General features: G+C 37.0%; 15 protein-coding genes and 4 pseudogenes. 18 read left to right on the forward strand and 1 reads right to left on the reverse strand.

Translation table 11 applies throughout. From position 1 onward, the window contains the following. Positions 1-109 precede the first annotated feature (109 nt). Positions 110-595, reverse strand: a complete 486-nt coding sequence (locus QUF99_RS02335) for a hypothetical protein (protein ID WP_289368474.1) — start codon at positions 593-595, stop codon at positions 110-112. A gap of 398 nt (positions 596-993) precedes the next feature. Here QUF99_RS02335 and QUF99_RS02340 point away from each other — a divergent pair. From QUF99_RS02340 to QUF99_RS02425, 18 genes and pseudogenes are all read left to right on the forward strand, one after another. Beyond that, positions 994-1,113 (forward strand): annotated as a pseudogene (locus tag QUF99_RS02340) (IS6 family transposase); the annotation flags it as partial. Continuing rightward, positions 1,096-1,278: pseudogene (locus QUF99_RS28670) on the forward strand (hypothetical protein); the annotation flags it as partial. The pseudogenes QUF99_RS02340 and QUF99_RS28670, both read left to right, overlap by 18 nt. Positions 1,279-1,505: 227 nt before the next feature. Then, on the forward strand, positions 1,506-2,015 hold the full coding sequence (locus QUF99_RS02345) for an ankyrin repeat domain-containing protein (protein ID WP_289368475.1): 510 nt from the start codon (positions 1,506-1,508) through the stop codon (positions 2,013-2,015). Positions 2,016-2,247: 232 nt separating this feature from the next. Then, positions 2,248-2,766 (forward strand): Imm6 family immunity protein, encoded by a 519-nt coding sequence (locus tag QUF99_RS02350; protein ID WP_289368476.1) that lies wholly within the window; start codon positions 2,248-2,250, stop codon positions 2,764-2,766. Between the two features lie 347 nt (positions 2,767-3,113). Beyond that, entirely contained in the window at positions 3,114-3,581 is a 468-nt protein-coding gene (locus QUF99_RS02355; RefSeq protein ID WP_289368478.1) for a DUF6985 domain-containing protein, read from the forward strand. 160 nt (positions 3,582-3,741) lie between these two features. Continuing rightward, a complete protein-coding gene (locus QUF99_RS02360) occupies positions 3,742-4,392 on the forward strand; it encodes an SMI1/KNR4 family protein (protein ID WP_353958381.1) in 651 nt (216 codons plus the stop codon). Positions 4,393-4,554: 162 nt separating this feature from the next. After that, positions 4,555-5,000: pseudogene (locus QUF99_RS02365) on the forward strand (SMI1/KNR4 family protein). A gap of 374 nt (positions 5,001-5,374) precedes the next feature. Next, entirely contained in the window at positions 5,375-5,881 is a 507-nt protein-coding gene (locus QUF99_RS02370) for an ankyrin repeat domain-containing protein (RefSeq protein WP_289368482.1), read from the forward strand. A 228-nt stretch (positions 5,882-6,109) separates the two neighbouring features. Further along, positions 6,110-6,616 (forward strand): hypothetical protein, encoded by a 507-nt coding sequence (locus QUF99_RS02375; protein WP_289368483.1) that lies wholly within the window; start codon positions 6,110-6,112, stop codon positions 6,614-6,616. Positions 6,617-6,709: 93 nt separating this feature from the next. Next, positions 6,710-7,065, forward strand: a pseudogene (locus QUF99_RS28445) (hypothetical protein). 295 nt (positions 7,066-7,360) lie between these two features. Then, on the forward strand, positions 7,361-7,828 hold the full coding sequence (locus QUF99_RS02390) for a DUF6985 domain-containing protein (protein WP_289368486.1): 468 nt from the start codon (positions 7,361-7,363) through the stop codon (positions 7,826-7,828). Positions 7,829-7,912: 84 nt separating this feature from the next. After that, positions 7,913-8,341 (forward strand): SMI1/KNR4 family protein, encoded by a 429-nt coding sequence (locus QUF99_RS02395; protein ID WP_289368487.1) that lies wholly within the window; start codon positions 7,913-7,915, stop codon positions 8,339-8,341. 383 nt (positions 8,342-8,724) lie between these two features. Continuing rightward, positions 8,725-12,153: a DUF4132 domain-containing protein gene (locus QUF99_RS02400; RefSeq protein ID WP_289368488.1), complete on the forward strand. Its 3,429-nt coding sequence runs from the start codon at positions 8,725-8,727 to the stop codon at positions 12,151-12,153. A gap of 15 nt (positions 12,154-12,168) precedes the next feature. Beyond that, positions 12,169-13,275, forward strand: coding sequence for an ATP-binding protein (locus tag QUF99_RS02405; protein WP_289368489.1), 1,107 nt, complete (start codon positions 12,169-12,171; stop codon positions 13,273-13,275). Further along, a complete protein-coding gene (locus QUF99_RS02410; protein WP_289368490.1) occupies positions 13,236-15,542 on the forward strand; it encodes a DUF5682 family protein in 2,307 nt (768 codons plus the stop codon). The genes QUF99_RS02405 and QUF99_RS02410 overlap by 40 nt, the downstream gene beginning before the upstream one ends. Continuing rightward, positions 15,532-16,638 (forward strand): VWA domain-containing protein, encoded by a 1,107-nt coding sequence (locus QUF99_RS02415; protein ID WP_289368491.1) that lies wholly within the window; start codon positions 15,532-15,534, stop codon positions 16,636-16,638. The genes QUF99_RS02410 and QUF99_RS02415 overlap by 11 nt, the downstream gene beginning before the upstream one ends. Beyond that, positions 16,614-18,251 (forward strand): SWIM zinc finger family protein, encoded by a 1,638-nt coding sequence (locus tag QUF99_RS02420; RefSeq protein ID WP_289368492.1) that lies wholly within the window; start codon positions 16,614-16,616, stop codon positions 18,249-18,251. Before QUF99_RS02415 ends, QUF99_RS02420 begins: the two co-directional genes overlap by 25 nt. After that, the gene (locus QUF99_RS02425) at positions 18,223-18,501 is read left to right on the forward strand and encodes a hypothetical protein (RefSeq protein ID WP_289368493.1); all 279 of its coding nucleotides are present in this window, start codon (positions 18,223-18,225) and stop codon (positions 18,499-18,501) included. Before QUF99_RS02420 ends, QUF99_RS02425 begins: the two co-directional genes overlap by 29 nt. Positions 18,502-18,669: the final 168 nt, after the last annotated feature.

Raw genomic sequence — 18,669 nt, forward strand, 5'->3', positions numbered from 1 at the left:
ATCTTAATTTTAAGAATATGTATTTGGACTCCCATCCAATTACTATTTTACCATATTTATCTATATTGTTGATTGATAAATATGATTCAAATCAGTAAATAGAGAAATTTTATTGTATGCTAACATTTGATAGTTTTGTAAACAGACTATCTATACTCTCTGTGTCCGTCTTAAAAATATTAAGTATGCGTGCCATAACATAATAATTTTCTCCACCACGCTCAGCTACAAGAGCATTCTTTTCATTTTCTTTTACAACTTCATTTTCTAATACAGAGTAAGCTTGTTTGAAATCACCTTTTTCAAATGCTATACAACATGTAAGCAATGAAATGCCATAATAATAGCCTATTGCGTCATACATGCTAAAACAACTATTCGGCATCAGTTTTAATTCGTAAGATTGTATTACATCGGCAACAAGTCTCGTTACCTCTTCGGATTCAATAAAAGGTTTCATACGTAAACAGTGCTTTCTATTTAGTGGTGTATGAGCGAACGATTTCAATTTGCTAATCAACTTCTTTAATACTTTTTGATCGTCTTCATTTAACGTATCTATTTTAGATAATAAAATATCTCTTATCTTTTCCATTTCTAATCTCCTTCAACAATTAGTAGGCTATAGCTGCATCTTCATTATAGCAAGGTTCTACACGCTTCCCTATGATATATTTCTTATTTAGGGAATCTTGACGAAGAACTTGTGAATCCTTATAAGAAATGAGGGAACTAAAATGACAATATAACAACTTTAATTATGTAAAAAATACACAACTAAAAACAACGACACTGAAGTAATACAAGATTGAATGATCGAGCGAAAAAATTAAAATTCATCATCAGAAATTAAATTTCCAGCATCATTATCTTTCGTCAATCTTTGTTTTAAGTAGTTTTCTGGTTCTGGTGCAAAAACTCCAAGATTCCTGCAAGCAATCTCCTAAACTTGGACATACTGATAGTATGACTCTAAAAAGGTGTGTGATCAGTATGGAAAAACAACATGTATTTAAGTGGAAACATTATCAGCCGGACATTATTTTGTTAACAGTAAGATGGTACTTACGGCACAATTTGAGTTTTCGTGATTTGGTGGAAATGATGGATAAGGTTGTATGTGATATTACATATAAGCCATATATAAGTTCATTTGTTTTAACTTTTGGCGATGATGAGGATGAATTCGATTTTTTACTATACCTAAGTAATTTGATGTTAAGTAAAGATTCCATTTTAAGTTTTATTAAAGGAATGAATAGATTAAAAAACTCTTAAGAAGTTTTAACATCAGGAGTATAATTTTACCATAAAACTATAAATTATCTGAATTCCTAAATTAAAATTTAAACATGGATTTGAGTCAATATCTTGGACACAAAAAAATTAAATCAATTGAAAGCAGTTGATGCGGTAGGTGGAGACTTAGATGATATTGTTGAAATACTAGAAGACCTTGGAAAACAAGCTGCTTCTAGAAGATAAAAATTAAAGGAGAAACTAAAATGGATAAGACTCAAATTGCGAAAGACATTAGAGGTGCCATAAAAGGTGGCCAATTGGATACGTTAAGAGATTTACTTGAGAAAGAACCAGAAATGTTAACATGGATGACACCCTTTGGTACATGGTTACATGTAGCCGCAGCTTATGGGCATTTAGAAATAATAGAATATCTTATTAATGCTGGGATAGATATTCATGCACAGGGTGGAACTTTTTCTACAAATGCCCTTGAAAGAGCGGCTACAAAAGGGCATTTAGATATTGCAGAATATCTCATTAACCATAATGTTGAGATTGATACTAGTGAACCAGATAGAAATCCTCTGTTTGCTGCAATATATGGCGGTCATTTTGAGATTGTTAAATTGTTGGTTGAGAATAATATAGATATATCTATAAAAAACTCTGGTGACAACATGAAAGATATGGATGCTTATGCATTCGCCATTGAAAGAGGACAAACAGAAATTGCTGCATATTTAAAGCAAAAGATGGATGAAAAAGAATAGAAAAAGAGACTTTTTATTTAATAGTATTTGCTATAGAGAAGACAAATATAACCAATCTAAGTTTTATACAATATAAGGTCTATGTGAAATATAATGCACACGACAAAAGAATTTTTTATGAGCATAGCCAATAGAAAAATGGTTTGTCACAGTGACGCCCTATGTGTTGTCGAAGGTTCATAGATTGGAAGTGTGGTAGGAGCTATTTAAAATTAAGGGAGTGATATTTATATTGAATTTCATAGAAAATCTAAATGAAGAAGCTAAAGTTGTAATAGGTTTGATAATAGCTGAAAGAATGTTTAACTTGATACATATAAGTGAAGATGGCCATAAAACTGGTAGGGGGGCATTAGATAGTTGTTGGCAGTGGCTTGAAGGCGAAGAGATAGAAGTTGCTGATTTATATGGTTACATTGATAGCGAAGATTATATAGATGTAGTTGAATTTGCTCATCTTGAGAAAGATGATAAAAAACAATATGCTTGGTATGCTGTTTTAGATGCAGTTTCATATACTATTTGGCAAGCTTATAAAAAAGAAAATAGGAAATTTGTTCCCCAAGCAATAGAAGGAATTGATGACGAAACATTAATAATATTAGTTGAAAATTCCGTTGAATCTAAATTCTTTAAACTTGAAAGTATTGATAAAGTAAAAAAATGCTTATTAGAAAATTATTCTATTAGCAGTGAGATTCAAAGTAATACAATTATTAAAAAAGATATTATGAAAATGGTAGATAATTAAAATTGTATAAATTTAACATAGGATAGTGGATTTGAGTCAATTTCTTGGACGCAAAAAGGTTAAATCTAAGCGACTTATATGTATTATGGAAGTATAAATATCTAGGAATAATACCAGAACAGGAAGAAAAACAAAGGTTATTGAATCAATATTCAAAATAATACCCTAATAATACAACCTAATATTATTTACTATTCTGAAAAATAGAGTGATCCAAACTCCTCTTAAACAGGCTCACTTGTTTAGGGGGAGTGTTATGAAAAGCAGGAGAAAGCTAGTTATGAATTAATGATTAGGATTAGACAATAGGAGGTGTAATTGCAAATAAGTAATAAGGAGATTGTAAAATGACAATAAATGATGAAGTTTTTGGAGAACTTGATTATCAGTATAAATGGGTAGGATACAGAACTGTAAAGTTTTTAGGAAAGGACATCGAGATAGCATTATTGGTAGGTGGTTCAGAAGATGGTGGATTTGATGAAGGGCAATATGCAGCATACAACTCATTAATGAATAATTGGGAACAAATCCAACATAGCATACTACATTCAATTTTAGATTATTATAAACAAAAAAGGCATGAAATAGGTTATGATGTTGCGTTTAATGAAGACTATCCATTAATTGAGACAGTTGATCAATTAATAGAACATATAACATTAGTAGGTATTTCTGTTCCATATGACTTTCTTCGCGAAGGACGTGATATAGGAATATCATTTGACTGTTCGTGGGATGAAGAAAATGGTTTAGGAGTTCGTCTTATAAATGAAAAAGTAGATGAAATAGGCTATCAAGATGTTGCGGTTTAAATATCACTATTTGCTAGGAATGAAGGATTTAATACAGATATAGTATACGAATTTAATATTAGTTATAAAGAAGTGATTGAGGCAGCTGGTGTAGATTCCAAAGTGGTAAAAAAGTAATAAGAGAAGTATATAGATATTTTGATGGGTTAGGAGGGTTCAAATAATAGATGTTCAAAAATTGTCGACTTATGAACTATATTCTCCGGTCGATGAAAATGAGATTAAAAAAGTTGAAGAGGAAATGGGATTAATATTACCAAATGTTTATAAACACTTGCTGCAGCATATGAATGGATTTGTAACTGAGAATGGAGTCGTTATATTTGGAGTTGATATAATAAATGAAAGAAACACAACATATGAGGTTCGTGAATATGCAAAAGGCTATGTTGCTGTGGGAAGTAATGGGGGAGGAAAGTTTTTATTAATGGCTGCAAATGAAAACGCAACAGAGTTAATACAAGTTGATCCGGGAGTTATGGATCCGACGTATGCTACTCTAGTAAGTGGGAATTTTGTACAGTGGATAAATGACGGAGCGATAGATGTTGAATTTGTAGGTGAAAAGCAAGAAATACATAAAGAAAAGCTTTGCAATCTTATACTAATAAGTTTACCAGTAGGAGGGGTCATGGATTTAAAGAAAATACAAGAGGTATTTAACATTAAAAAGGGATTGTTTGATTTATTAAAGGGATCAAAGCAATTACCATTCGTGTTAATGAAAGACATACCTGTTGAATTTGCTTTGAAAAATATAAAACAGTTAGGTGAAATAGGCAAGATATTAAAAATATCTAGTGTAGATTAATCCGTTTTATGAGTTAAATATGGGTATTAATTCAGAACAATACTGTTGAAAAATGTGCTGATGATTCCGTAGTTGTCCTATATAATCAATAAACTAAATATTTAATAACTTAAAAAAACTTTAAATTAAACACTAACAAAAAGAAAAGTAGGTGGAATTTTGGTGATACAATTTGAGTATTCATATAAACCATTAGTAAGTGAAGATATTAGGAATTTTGAAAATAAGTATGGTGTAATATTACCAGTGGACTATAAAATTTTTTTATTACATAATAATGGTGGCAAACCTGTTAAAAGAAGGTTTAAAACAGCTGATGGGACTATTACAACTTCAATAATGTTATTTTTGCCAATATCAGAAGAAACAGAGTCAAATTTGCAAAGCTTTTATAACCAATATAATTTAGGTGAAATAGTTCCATCTAATCTGCTTCCTATAGGTATTGACCCAGCTGATAGTTTGATAGCTTAGACATTGATGGGGATGGTAAAGTGTACTTTTGTGACATGGATTACTTTGAGGAAGATAATGAATTAAGAGATGAGTATGTTAAATTAGTTTCAGAGAGCTTTTTGATGTTTCTTAATAACTTATATAAATCATAAATTAACAAATATGATAGTGATTTCTTGATAGGAACCCAATTCCATGGATATGATGATATTGATAATTTGGGAATACAAATATTAAAATGAGAAGCCACAAGATGAAAAATCACAAGAACAGAGGATTTAACAACTCTATTCTAGCTATTTTATTTCATTTAGTTGTACATATAATAGTGTTTACTATAAAAAATAGAGTAATCTAAAATCCCTCTAAACAAGTGAATTTGTTTAGGGGATTTTTATGAAAAGCAGGAAAAGTAAATGATGAATCAATAGATAAAATCTATAATTAGGGCTATGCAAATAAAGGGTGTTGAAGTTCTTGAAGAATTAGCTAGTAGAAGATAAATTGAAATGAAGGGGGACTTGTTTTGGATAAAAAAAGTGTAAACAAAGCAATAAGGAATGCAATTAAACTTGGTGATGCTCATGAAGTGAAACGATTAATAGGTAATGAAAAAGAAATTTTGAACACAATGACTTCATTTGGTACATGGTTACATGTAGCGGTAAAGAAGGGGCACCTTGAAATAGTTAAGTATCTCATTGGAAAAGGGATAGATATTGATGCTAGAGGTGGTACATTCGATGCTTCTGCGTTAAATGTGGCAGCAGGAGCGGGGCAATTGGAGATAGTAAAATATCTAATAGAGGTTGGCGCAGAATTAGATGTGAGCTTAGCAAAAAGAAATCCATTATTTGGAGCAATTTATGGTGGGCATAAAGAAGTAGCCGAGTTTCTAGTTGAAAAGGGTATAGAAATTTCAATTAGATATACTGGTGAAAGTATTAAGAATATGGATGCCTATGAATATGCTAGAGAATTTGGCCAAACAGAAATTGCTGAATATCTAAAGAAAAAATTAGAAGAGAAGTAGTACTAGTTAGTAATTCTCAGTTGGAACTTGTGCACAGCTCTGTCAGTTTAATATAGATTCTTCTTTTTCTTAAAAAGGAATGAATTTTATTTTAATTGGTTGATGTAATTTAAACTCCTCATCAAATGATTTGCTTGACGATGTTTTTCCAATGGATAAATCTAAACCTGTATGGAATCGAGGCGGACGAGCGACAATGGATCTTTCGGAAAGGTTGTTTAATAAATAATGACTTATGGCATTCATAGTATAGAAGTAGAAGAGGTAATTCAATTTTCCAGGATGTTTCAATTTTCTGGTTTAACGCAGGAATTATTAAAAGATATTAAAGTGATAAAAGACATTGATAAAGCGACATTTTTGGCTTATGAAGCAACTTTTGGTGACGATGAATATACTTGGAATGATATTAGAGAATTAGAAATGAGTGAAGTTTGGGGTGATTACTACAATTTAAATGAAGATGAAAGATCGGTAGGATTAGATGCTCTTACAGATTTGATAGATGAACATGTAAGAAAGAGTGATAATGGACTAAGTGATTTTTTTCATGATGTTGTAGCTGATTTGAGAAATTGTGCAATAAATCGTGCAATAAATGGAAAAAGTAATAATTTTTTCGAGAAAATTTTGGAGATTTATAAAATTGGTGGATTTCCATGTGGATGGGATGAAGAGTATTCTGAAGGGAATCCAAAAGGGAATTTTATTGTTTATATGGCTGAGATGGAATAGATAATAGTTATGAAAACTATATGAAATTAACATTAGATAGTTTGAATGAGAACATAAATTGAGCGAGAGAATATATGGAAAGGAGAATAATAGATGAGTAAAATAGCAATTAAAATAAGCCCGAATGGTTCACTTAATAAATATATAGTACTTTTGAGAAAGTATACTAGTTTAGGAATTACAGAAATAAAAAATAAAATTGAAAACAAAGATTTTTTGCCGAAACTGATGCGAATGATACCGATGAAATGGAGAATTTAAAAGAATTAGTTGATAATTTGTTGAAGTTAGGTGCAGAAGTAGAAATATTTGATAGTGATGAATATGGCAAGGGGGTTTTCGATTATCAAGAAATTTCTCACCAAGAATTTATGAATAATATTGACCAATTAAAAGAAATTATAGAAGAATTACAGAATTACGATGACGCTTTGGCTGACGAGGTTTAATTTGAAAAGATTAAATGCTATGGAGTAGTTTTAATAACTGGTATTGTAAAAAACATATGTTAACAGCTTGTGTTAGAGTCATACAGCTCAGGGTTCTAAAATTAAAAACACAAAAGTACATAAGACAAGTGAATGAATATCGACGTAAAGACAAATTAACATAGCATGAATTAAATGATGTAAAGATGCGGCTTGTACCGATAGAGATAAACAGTAAATTTGGGCGGAGTAGGTGAAATTAATGCACTTGTGTTTATGTATGGGGATTTGCCAATAAATAAAAAGGAGAATTTAAATGACAATAAATGATGCGGTTTTCGGTAAACTTGAATACGATTATGTTTGGTCTAAGGATACTACCATTCATTTTTTTGTAAATGCAGTCGAAATAGCGTTGGTGGTTAAAGGTGATGAGGATGGTAAATTTGATGAAGAACAATATAAAGCATATACCTCACTTATGAAAAATTGGGAACACTTACAACAAAGTTTTTTGCAACCAATATTAGACTACTACAAACAAGAGCGACATGAACTAGGTTATGATATTGAAGTAAATGAAAATTATCCATTCGTTGAAACAACGGATCAAATACTAGAAATGATAAGTTTAGACGGAATTGTTGTTCCGTATGCGAGTATTTTTGAAGGTCGAGATATCGGAATTACATTTAATTGTACTTGGGGTATAGAAAATGGACTAGGAATTCGTCTATTAAATGAAAAAGTAACTGAAGTAGGTTACCAGGATGTGGCAATTTAAATTTATACGATTTCATTATCCATACTTTCTATTACTTGAGGCTTCCCTTGCGAAGAGGAAAGGAAACTCTAGGAGGAACTTAAAGTGAATATTTTACCTAATAAATTAGACCAAGTTCTTAGAGAAGACATATATAAACGTGAAGATAAGGAAAAAGTGAAAGAGGTCTTAACTAGACTAGGTGTAGAAGTATCTGATACATTCAGTGAATTTTATCATCGGTATGCTGGACCTTTTTGGGAAGGGTACGTTCCCTACGAGTTGCTAGATATTGTAGATGAAGAGAACGATATTGAATCAAACACAATTATAGCTCGAAATGAGCATGGATTTCCTAAAAAGTATCTAGTTTTAAGTGAGATGTCAGCAAATGCTGTACTGGTGCTAGATAGTGTAACTGATAAAGTTTACTCGGTTCATTTTGAAGGCGGAGATGAGCTACTTTTAAGTGGAGAGTTAAAGGAAACTTGGTCAACATTTTATGCGTTTTTAAAAGAATATTTTAACTGTTAATGTTAGCATCCCATAAGTATTATAACTTTTAAACTTTACAAATACATATAACAATATATAACGGAACATATAGTTATATATTGCAAGTATAGAAATCTGATGATGTTATACATAATATATTTTTGAAAATCTTCGAGAAACATAAATCTCTAAAACATACAATATGGAACTTTTTACAAGAAACGTATGTTCGTGTATGGGTTAATATGGTATACTAGTAATGTAAATATATTCCGCATCTTGTATAAAACGGTTTATTACAATTAAGTGTTTTGGAATGAGAAATTTCAGATATATGAAAAAATAAGCGTTATCATATTTATTATGTAACCAAATATAAGTTGCAGTGATGAACTTATAAAAGAACTAGGGAGGAAGAGAAGATGGCAGTCAGTACATATCAGTTATTTCAACATCTTAATATGACAGGAGCGCAAGAGGAAGTAGCAATACGTTACTTGCAGACGAGAGATGAAGAAGTTTTAAAACATATAGAACAAACGACCATTCGTGAAAATAAGCGAAGTGAGTTTGCTTGGCAGTTCATGAATGATTTTAGGAAAACGTATAAGCAAGATCCAGTTTATTTTCGGTTGTTTTATCATTTGCTTGAGGATCAACTGTTGAATGTTCTTCTCGTACGTTTTACACATGTGAGTTTTCCAGATATGAAGGTTTATTTCGAAAAAAGCGGCCTTTCGTTCGATAGGCTTGTAGCAACTGCTTGTAAGTATTTAACAAATCTTTCGCGTTCTGTAAATGAAGCGGATGTTTTTCTTAGACAATTAATACAGGAGAATCCGAATTATATAGAAGAACAGTTGCAAGTACTGACAGGTCAGCAAAAGCTGCTTTTGCTTCTAGTTATGTTCGACGCAGATTATGAAAGATTTCTTACTTATAGTTCCTTATTGGAGGAAGAATTGCAAGAGCATGCGGAGTTTATACTGAAACTAAGCGGAGCAGAAGAGAAGATAGAAGCGGCAAAAAGGTACGTTCGAGGTGAATCTGTCAGCGAAGTTTCTGTCGGTTCGTCTTTACCCGATTTTACTTGGTTGCTATTATTTCGTGTTTATAAGTATTCGAATGTCGCAAAACGATATATAGACTTGTTAGCGAAACGTTCTGTTAAAAATTTTATGAATTATGCGATTTCTCATGCGTGCCATACTCTTGATCAATCTGGAAATTACAGAAAAACAAAGAGTTTTGATACACAAGTGTATGAAACAACCCGAAATTTGTGTGAGCAATTTGGTATTTCAGAGGAAAGGCTTTTCGCATATCGTCTTACGCAGCATCGTTTAGGTTTCGTTGACTTCGATCGAATATATGAATACCAATTGTTGTTTCGCATGTTGGAAGAGCAGCCGGAATTTGTCCAACGTACACTGCAATATTTAAGTCAAGGTCACTATCTTTTCGTTTCAATGCTTTTAGCGGAGAAAGGATACGAGTTACATAGAAACAAAGTACGTGAAGAGTTTTTAACGGTTGTTCTTCAAACGAAATCATCTGACATACGTGGTACATATCGTGACTATTTATTGGGAAATTTATCATTTGAGGATATGAAGCAGGCACTCGAAAGTCCGAAACATAAAAATAATTACTGGAGAATGCCTGTCTTAGAAATTGCGCTCCTGTGGGATACAGAGGAAGTGGCAAAGAGGGAAGCGGCGCTCGCGCTTCAACTCGGGAATAATTATAATTCTAGTTTATATGAACTTCTGCATCGGTATTCTGCTGTGGAAAATTCGCCTGAACAAATGTTGGAAGAACTTCTTTCCTACGGTTTATCGAGGGAAAAGCTCATTTATTATTCTGTTGAACAAGCTTCCGAGCGTAATGAAAAAGGAAGTAGGGCAAGAGAAGCACTCATTCGTTTGTTTGTAAAAGAACGGGCATATGTAACAGAGAAATTTGCTGAGTATTCTGTGGATGAACGAATTTTCATTTTGGATGAGCTGGCAAGGGATAACGCAGTTCAGACGCGTGATCTTCTCATTCAAAGCCTTGGGGATTCCTCCAAAAAGGTACGTACGGCTGCAGTAGAACTTCTTACAAAAGATGCGGAAGCTGCAGAGGATGTAGCAAAGGAATTAGATCATAGAAAGAAAGTTGTGCGCGAAAATGTGATGCAAACACTTTTATACTATAAATCTGAAAAATATACACAGCTTGTACAAGAAGCTTTGCAGGAAAAGAAAAATGCTTCTTTGATGGAGAAGTTTGCTCCATTGCTTGGCGATGGGGACTTAGGAGGAGCATCTGGAAGTATAGAAGCTCTTTGCACGCGTATTTTAACGCCGCAAAAAAGAAATGCACTTGTGCAGTGGCTCGGATTTGAACCGCAAATCCGTCTGCGCGATTCCGATACAATTGCAGATGCAATGATTCCTCTTGCCTATTTTCAGCAGTATGTATCAGATTCTGTAATTGAGAAAAAGGAAGCGGCGAAAGCAATAGGTACTGCTCTTAACGAACAAGATTTGAAAGAAAATATACAAGCGATATATCAACTTTGGATTTCTCAAGGCGCGGAAGCGAAGAAACGCGGCATTCTTTCGCTGTACGGCATTCATAGCGATGATGCAATGGCGCTGCTGCTCAAAAAGCAGATTGATGAGTGGGCACTTGGTATGCGCGGAGCTATTGCTGCTGCAGCTGTTCAAGCGTTGGCGTTGTCCTCATCGCATCTTGGACTTATGTCTATTCATTCGATGGCATTTAAGTATAAACATAAGCAGGTGCGTAATGCTGCGAAAGAAGCGTTGAGTCTCGCTGCTAAAACGCGTGGTATAACAGAAGAAGAACTAGAAGATCAGCTTGTCCCGGACCTTGGTTTTAATAAACGCGGTGAAAAGACAATTGATTACGGAAGCAGGACGTTTACTGCTTATTTAACTCCAAACTTGAAAATCGAGCTAAAAACGGGAGAAGGAAAACGAATTAAGTCGCTTCCAAAACCAAATGCAAAAGATCATACGGAAAAAGCCGAAGAGGCTAAGGCGGAGTTATCATCTATAAAGAAGCAGCTCCGAAGTATTATCACTATGCAAACGCAGCGTCTTGAAACAGCGCTTTCTCTCAATCGTTATTGGTCGCAAAATACATGGAAGTCTCTGTTTGTGGAAAATCCAATTATGCAGCAATTTGCCATCTCGCTCATTTGGGGCGAGTATAAGGAAGGAAAGTTGCTTGCCATGTTCCGTTATATGGAGGACGGCACGTTCAATACGATTGAAGAAGAAGAGCATGAACTTACGCCAGACACTGTTATCGGTCTAATCCATCCGCTAGAATTGTCGGAAGAGGAACGGGAATTATGGAAGGAACAGCTAGAAGATTATGAGGTTGTCCAGCCATTTCCGCAAATTGCCCGTGAAGTATTTCAGGTGAAGGACGATGAGAAAGTAATTGTGGAAAGGTTTGCCGGTATTCAAATCAATGGTCGTTCGCTGTTTGGTAAGATGACGAAGTACGGCTGGAGCCGTGGATCAGTTCAAGATGCCGGTGTGTATTATACGTTCTATAAGGAAGACACTCGCACAGGATTAGGGGCGGAGCTTGCGTTTGAAGGTGCACCGGTTGGATATGAAGGAGAGGAAGATGTGTGCTTATTTGAAATTCAATTTTATAAAGCAGGCACAGTGAGACGCGGTTCATACGACTACGACGAAATTGATCATGAGAGACGCGTTTTACCAAAACAAGTATCTGAACGATTTTTCAGTGAAATTTTATATGATATAAAACGGACAACAGAATCGAATCTCGGCCGTGATGAAAATTGGCGCAGCAAGCGATAAGAAAGGAAATGACATATGCAGTCTATTAAACCGTTAATGGAAGAATTATATGAAATAGAATTGAATGCTTTAGAAGCGAATGATTCGTTTCCAAAACCACCTAACTGGCGGTTGTCACCACGTGCAGTTCGTACGTTTATCATCGGACAAGAAGAGCCGCTTCTTTGGCAGGGGAAAGAAGTAGAAATTAGTCGTAAATTTTACGGTAATGATGCGCTTGTGGAACGAGCTATTGTCACATTAGCAGGGAATCGCGGACTGATGCTAATCGGAGAGCCAGGAACAGCAAAGACGATGCTAAGCGAGCTGCTTTCTGCTGCGATATGCAGAAATAGTCGTAACACTGTGCAAGGAACAGCCGCTACGATGGAAGATACGATTAAGTACTCGTGGAACTATGCACTTCTTCTTGCGAAAGGACCTGTAAGAGAGGCGCTTGTGCCGGGCCCCCTTTTCGTTGGTATGGAACAAGGGATATTAACTAGATTTGAAGAGTTGACGCGCTGCCCGCAGGAAGTACAGGATTCATTAATCAGCGTTCTGAGCGATAAGGTGCTGAACATTCCAGAGTTTGGGGAGCAAGGAATTCTTACGGCAAAACCTGGATTCAATATTATTGCGACTGCCAACACACGCGATCGTGGTGTGAATGAAATGAGCAGTGCATTGAAGCGTCGTTTTAATTTTGAAACAGTGCATCCAATTAAGGATGTAAAGCTTGAAGCAAAAATAATAGAGTCACAAGTAACGCGTTTATTAGGAGCCTCAGGCATCACGCCAGAAGTGGACCGGACGGTTGTTCAGCTATTGGCGACTGTTTTTCATGAACTGCGAGAAGGCGTGACTGCTGAAGGTAAACGAATTGATCAGCCTTCTTCCGTAATGAGTACCGCAGAAGCAGTATCGGTATATTATCAAAGTGCAATGGACGCGTACTATTATGGAAGCGGACAGGTGAAGATGGATGCACTTGTTCGATACTTATCCGGAACGATTGCGAAAGAAAACAAGGATGATTTAGAAAAACTGCGCAGTTACTTTACAAGCATCGTTAGGGCGCGAGGTCAAGTAGGAGGAGAGGCATGGAAGTCGTTTTTCGAAGCTCGCAATCAGCTGAAGTAAACTCATTGTTTCAAAGAGCTTACAATTTAAGCAACAACGTCGTATACGTGCCTATTCGCCATCATAGTCCTGCATGCTCTTTTCATGTACAAAAAATAGTTGAATTATATAAACCGGATGCGATTCTTATAGAGGGACCGATAGATTGTAACCCCCTTATTCCGCATATTGTGAGTGCAGAGAGCGAGGCTCCGATTTGTATATATTGCAGTTATGATGATAAAACGGATGTGCTTGAAAAAGGAGAGAGCGGAAAGTACCGTGCGTACTATCCCTTTCTCGACTATTCACCGGAGCTAGTCGCACTTCGGGAAGGAGCTGCACATGGCATTCCGGTTTCATTTATTGATCTTCCCTTTAAGGAATATTTGTTTGTAACGAAAAACGAGGAAGAGCGCGGGAAACATGGCGAACAATACTTCCGGCACAGTCAATATGTCCGTATGCTCTCAGAAAGAACGGGTTGCCGAAGCTTTCATGAATTTTGGGAGAAATACTTTGAATTGCAAGGTTTTCATATGACGAGCGAGGAGTTTATCCGGCAGCTCTTCGATTATTGTTATTACACGCGCGCGGACTATACGCAGGAGATGTTGATAGAAGACGGCTGCGTGGCCAGGGAGATACACATGGCAAAGGAAATTGAAAAAGCACGTAAAGTATATGATAAGGTGCTCGTAGTTACCGGAGGCTTTCATGTGAAGGGACTTCTTGAATTGGAAGGAGAAAAGAAAAAACTGTCCAAAAGTCCGTTGTCTGCGGCATATGCAAAAACGTATCTTATGCCGTACTCGTTTTTGGAAAGCGACCAGACGCGCGGTTATGAGAGCGGTATGCCTGCACCTGCTTTTTATCAACATATTTGGGAGAACAGGGATGAAGCGACAGCAGAGCAATTTATGATACGAGTTGCTAGACAGTTAAAAACAGAAGGGATATCAATGGCAGATGAGATTGAGGCTGCGCGAATGATACGTGAACTTGCGCTGCTTCGGGGAAAGATGCAGCCTGGATTGTATGAGTTGATGGATGCGGTGCGCAGCGCATTTGTTAAAGGAGAGATATCTTCGGTAGATAAACCTTTGACGCTGCTTCAGACGAGTCTGCAAGGGACGAAGCGAGGCAAATTGTCAAAAGAAACGGATGTGCCGCCGCTCGTGCATGATTTTCGTGCTTCTGTTCGTTCGTTTCGTCTTCCTGCCCGTTCTACTGTACCACATGAAACGATTCTTGACATATACAAGAAAGAACGGCACCAGCATTTAAGCCAATTCTTTCATTGTCTCGCTTTTTTAGGGGTTCCGTTTTGTGAGAAGCTGCGCGGTCCAAACCTTGCTAGAAAGCAGAACATCAATCTTATGCGAGAAACTTGGAAATATCGTTTCTCAGCGCAGGTGGAAAGTGCTCTCATTGACTTATCTGTGTATGGCGGAACGGTGAGAGAAGCCGCGCAGGAAGTGCTACGAGCAAAGCTGTATAAGGCGAAAGGTCGTGCTGGAGAGGTGTCCCTTTTATTGATGGAAGCCTACTTAAGCGGGTTATTTTCCGATTTTGCCATGTACACCCCTTTCATAGATGAGGCAATACAAGAGGATGGGGACTTTGTGTCTATGGCAGATTGCGCTTACTATTTATCACAAATAGAGAAAGCAAATCAGCAGGCAGATAGCGCCCGAAGCAAAGCGCTTTCGCTATTCTCTATTTTAGATGGCGGCGAACCGGGAATTATTGCGGAAAAGCTTATCGATTTGTATACATTGCAGCCTGCAGATCAGCAGTTTATTGAAGCGTTGGAGCTTTATTTGCAAAAAGAGAAACGGGAAAGTCAGGTAGAAGGAGCAGTATTTGGGCTGTTAACTTCCTTAGCCAAGAGGACGGTTGATGATGTAATGCAAGCGGCAGAAGGATACTTTTATGGGAGTGGCAATATGCAGAAGCAAGCCCCTCTATTTTTGAATGGTTTGTTTGCTGGTGCAAAAGATATTTTTCTATATAACGAGTCGCTGCTTGACGGGATGTCTCATGTCCTGCAAGAACTTGATGAAGAGACATTTTTGCAAGTGCTGCCGCATTTGCGCCTCTTGTTCAGTCAATTCACTCCGCTTGAGGTTGATACGATCGCCAGACAGATTGCTCGGTTATATGACACAACGGAAGAAGCGATAAAAGAAGAAGTGATTTCAGAAGCTGTGCTAACGTATGCAATGCAGTTAGATCGGAAGGCACGGGAGATTCTGATTAGACGGGGGCTAGAAGATGGAGAATAAGATCTCTTTGAATCGATGGCGTCTTGTTCTTGGAAAATATGCGGATGATCAAATAACATTTCAGGAAGAAAGCCCTGTATATAGGGAGATGGACGAGGCGCTGGAGTTTTTGTACGAACGGGAACGGGGGGAAGAACGCGGCGGGTCGCTGGATCCTTCGCAGCTAACAGTGCCCACTTGGGTTTCTAAAGTGCGCGAGTTATTTCCGAAAGAAACAATTGAAATTATGGAAAAACATGCGCTGGAAAAGTATGAATTAACTGCTTTACTACAGGATAAGCAAACGCTTGAAAAAATGGAGCCAAATATGAATTTGTTAAAATGCATCTTACAATTTAAGGATCATGTAAAGCCGGATGTATTGGACACCGCTAAGCGTATTGTAGCCAAAGTAGCTGAGGAGTTACGTCGTAATTTAGAGCAGGAAGTGAAGCCTGCTTTAAGTGGTAGACCGGATCGAAACCGTTCTAGCCGTGTACGTACGATGCGCAACTTTGATTTTAAGAAAACGATTCGAAAAAACATGAAGCATTTTGACAAGGAAACGAACACCATCCATATTGAAAAACCGTACTTCTATGCTGCAACGAAACACGTTAACCCATGGCGTGTGATTCTCGCAGTAGACGAGAGCGGAAGCATGATTGATTCTGTTATTCATAGTGCAGTTATGGCTGGCATTTTTGCAAGTTTACCGACGATTAAGACAGATTTGTTCATCTTTGATACATCCGTTGTCGATTTAACAGATCGTATTGACGATCCAGTGGAAACGCTTATGAGTGTACAGCTTGGAGGAGGAACATATATTGCCCAAGCGCTGCGCTATGCAACGAATAAAATAGAGATGCCGTACAAAACAATTGTCGTACTTGTAACGGATTTATATGAAGGTGGCAGTTACGCTGAAATGTACCGAGAAGCGATGAAGATTGTGGAATCAGGAGCAAAGCTTATCGTGCTTACTTCTCTTGATCCGACTGCACAGCCTTTTTATGATAAACAGGCGGCAAAAAAAATGGTAGCGCTCGGTGCTCATGTAGCGGCGCTAACACCAGGGAGGTTGGCACAGTGGATCGCAGCAATCATTTCTTAAATGTTCTTTCCTCTATTGATGAAACGTACTTGATCGCGATGTCCAACAAAGGAACATACAAGAGAGCGATCAAGGATTTGGCTGCTGTATCAAATGTCAAAATGGACGTAGAAGAGGGTGCAGCTCAAATACATCTTGATGACGAAATTACTGTAACGTTTACAGGTGATATACGTAGTTACTCATGTACTTGTGATGCCCGCTCCATTTGCAAGCATGTAATTATGGCTCTGTTGGAAGCTAAGAAGATGTACGAAGGAGAAGAGAAAACGAAGGTTGATTTCTCTTCTCTTTTGAATGTGGACGTACGCAGCATTGTTTCTGAAAAGATGTGGGCTGAAATGATGTTCCGCGAAACATTTCAGCCGAAGTTTGTTTTGGAAGAAGAGGCAGCTTTAATTGCGTCCTTCCCAGAAGAGAATATAACTGTTCGCTTTCTGACAGCTGAATCGGTAGCTGATGCGATCTGTACGTGCAAAGCAGAGGAAATATGCCGTCATAAGGCGGAAGCGGTATATTGGTATCAAAAAGAGAAAGGGGTTTTGCATGAAACGAAACAGATGCGTCCACTTATCATTGCTCCGGAAAAGCTATCCATTTTCAAAGAGATGATCGAGCAAGTTGTTCATTTTGGATTAACGCGGCTTACTGAAAACACAATCTATGAAATAGAACAACTTTCTGTAAAAGCTCGTTCTTTGAAACTAGCAAAGTTAGAGAACTTATTTCGTAAGCTAGCGACGGATATTGGGCTATATCGGATGAAACATGGGTCTTTTCAAATGGCATCCTATCGGCAAACGCTATCCGCGATTTATGAACACATTGTGTTGTTAGAGCGGCATTGCCTGCAAGAGAGTCCGTATCGTTCGGAATATTATGAAGTTCCACCGCTTATTTTGTACGCTTTCGGCGCATCCGGCTGGCAAACGAAGTCCGGTTATGTTGGTGTGACGTATTATTTCTATAATCGAGAGCAGGAAAAGTGGATTACATACACGCAGTCGCGTCCGATGTTTTATGAAGGAAGCAGCACAACTCCTGAAGTACTCCATGAAAAGCAAGCTCCATGGGAGATTGCGGGGAAAGGATACGAACTGTCTCGTTCATCTTTCCGATTGAAGCAGGTAAAACTTAACGCTGATTTTCAATTGTCATCTAGCTCACACACGGTAGGAGAAGTGGAAGGGAAAACAAATGTGGTAGAGTGGCAATCTCTCTTTTTAACCTCATGGGAAGAACTACTAAAAAAAGTAAAAGAGCACAGGTTAGAGACAAATAAGCAAGGAGTATTTTGTATCGAAGTTGCTGAAATAGGAGAATGGCTGTTTCAGCAGCAGGAACAAAAATGGATCATTCCTCTTATCGATAAGACCGGTAAAACATTGCAAATGCAAATGATGAAACGACCAGAAAACGAACGGATGATTAGACTTGTAAAAATGTATATGGACTCGTTGAACGTAAAGCGAATGCTTGTCCATTCTTATCAGGAAGGTACAAAGCTCGTTGTCACACCTGTCATCTTATATACAGAAGCAGGAGAGATTTTAAATATTACACTCAATGAAGGAGAAACGTTCTATGATAGAGTTAGTGCGCATAATCGATGAATTGGAACAAGTTCTAGATGAGATGCTTGTCTCGGGAGCAGGTGCTATACCCCTTTCTTTTTTTCAGGATATAAAACGAGAATGCGAAAAGTACGGTCTCTCTTATGCTACCGCACAGCTACTTGTCATAGAGGAAGAGCGAAACAAGGCACGCTTTCTTCATAAAGAAGAAACAAGCAGGCTGACAGAAGCGTTTTGTAAGTTGCAGGAATATATTCAAGTTGTAAAGGCTGAAATGCTGCATTTATAGATATGTAATTGGGAATTTAGATAAGATAGAAGATGTTGTGGTGGATAGACCGCCATAGGAGAGATTTTAATTACTCATGACAAAGTTTTCGTTGGTACTGTTGAAAGGATAACAAAGTGTTTAAGTATGTTTAACCGGTTAGATGCGGCGGAGGTGTCGGTTTGAAAC

Origin of the sequence: Bacillus sp. DX4.1 (assembly GCF_030348195.1) — a bacterium.
Taxonomy (GTDB): Bacteria; Bacillota; Bacilli; order Bacillales; family Bacillaceae_G; genus Bacillus_A.

Coding starts and splice junctions, on each gene's coding strand:
- QUF99_RS02400 (WP_289368488.1), top strand. CDS start 8,725: ATGGCAGTCAGTACATATCAGTTATTTCAACATCTTAATATGACAGGA.
- QUF99_RS02410 (WP_289368490.1), top strand. CDS start 13,236: ATGGAAGTCGTTTTTCGAAGCTCGCAATCAGCTGAAGTAAACTCATTG.
- QUF99_RS02355 (WP_289368478.1), top strand. CDS start 3,114: ATGACAATAAATGATGAAGTTTTTGGAGAACTTGATTATCAGTATAAA.
- QUF99_RS02390 (WP_289368486.1), top strand. CDS start 7,361: ATGACAATAAATGATGCGGTTTTCGGTAAACTTGAATACGATTATGTT.
- QUF99_RS02335 (WP_289368474.1), bottom strand. CDS start 595: ATGGAAAAGATAAGAGATATTTTATTATCTAAAATAGATACGTTAAAT.
- QUF99_RS02415 (WP_289368491.1), top strand. CDS start 15,532: ATGGAGAATAAGATCTCTTTGAATCGATGGCGTCTTGTTCTTGGAAAA.
- QUF99_RS02425 (WP_289368493.1), top strand. CDS start 18,223: ATGATAGAGTTAGTGCGCATAATCGATGAATTGGAACAAGTTCTAGAT.
- QUF99_RS02405 (WP_289368489.1), top strand. CDS start 12,169: ATGCAGTCTATTAAACCGTTAATGGAAGAATTATATGAAATAGAATTG.
- QUF99_RS02375 (WP_289368483.1), top strand. CDS start 6,110: ATGACTTATGGCATTCATAGTATAGAAGTAGAAGAGGTAATTCAATTT.
- QUF99_RS02345 (WP_289368475.1), top strand. CDS start 1,506: ATGGATAAGACTCAAATTGCGAAAGACATTAGAGGTGCCATAAAAGGT.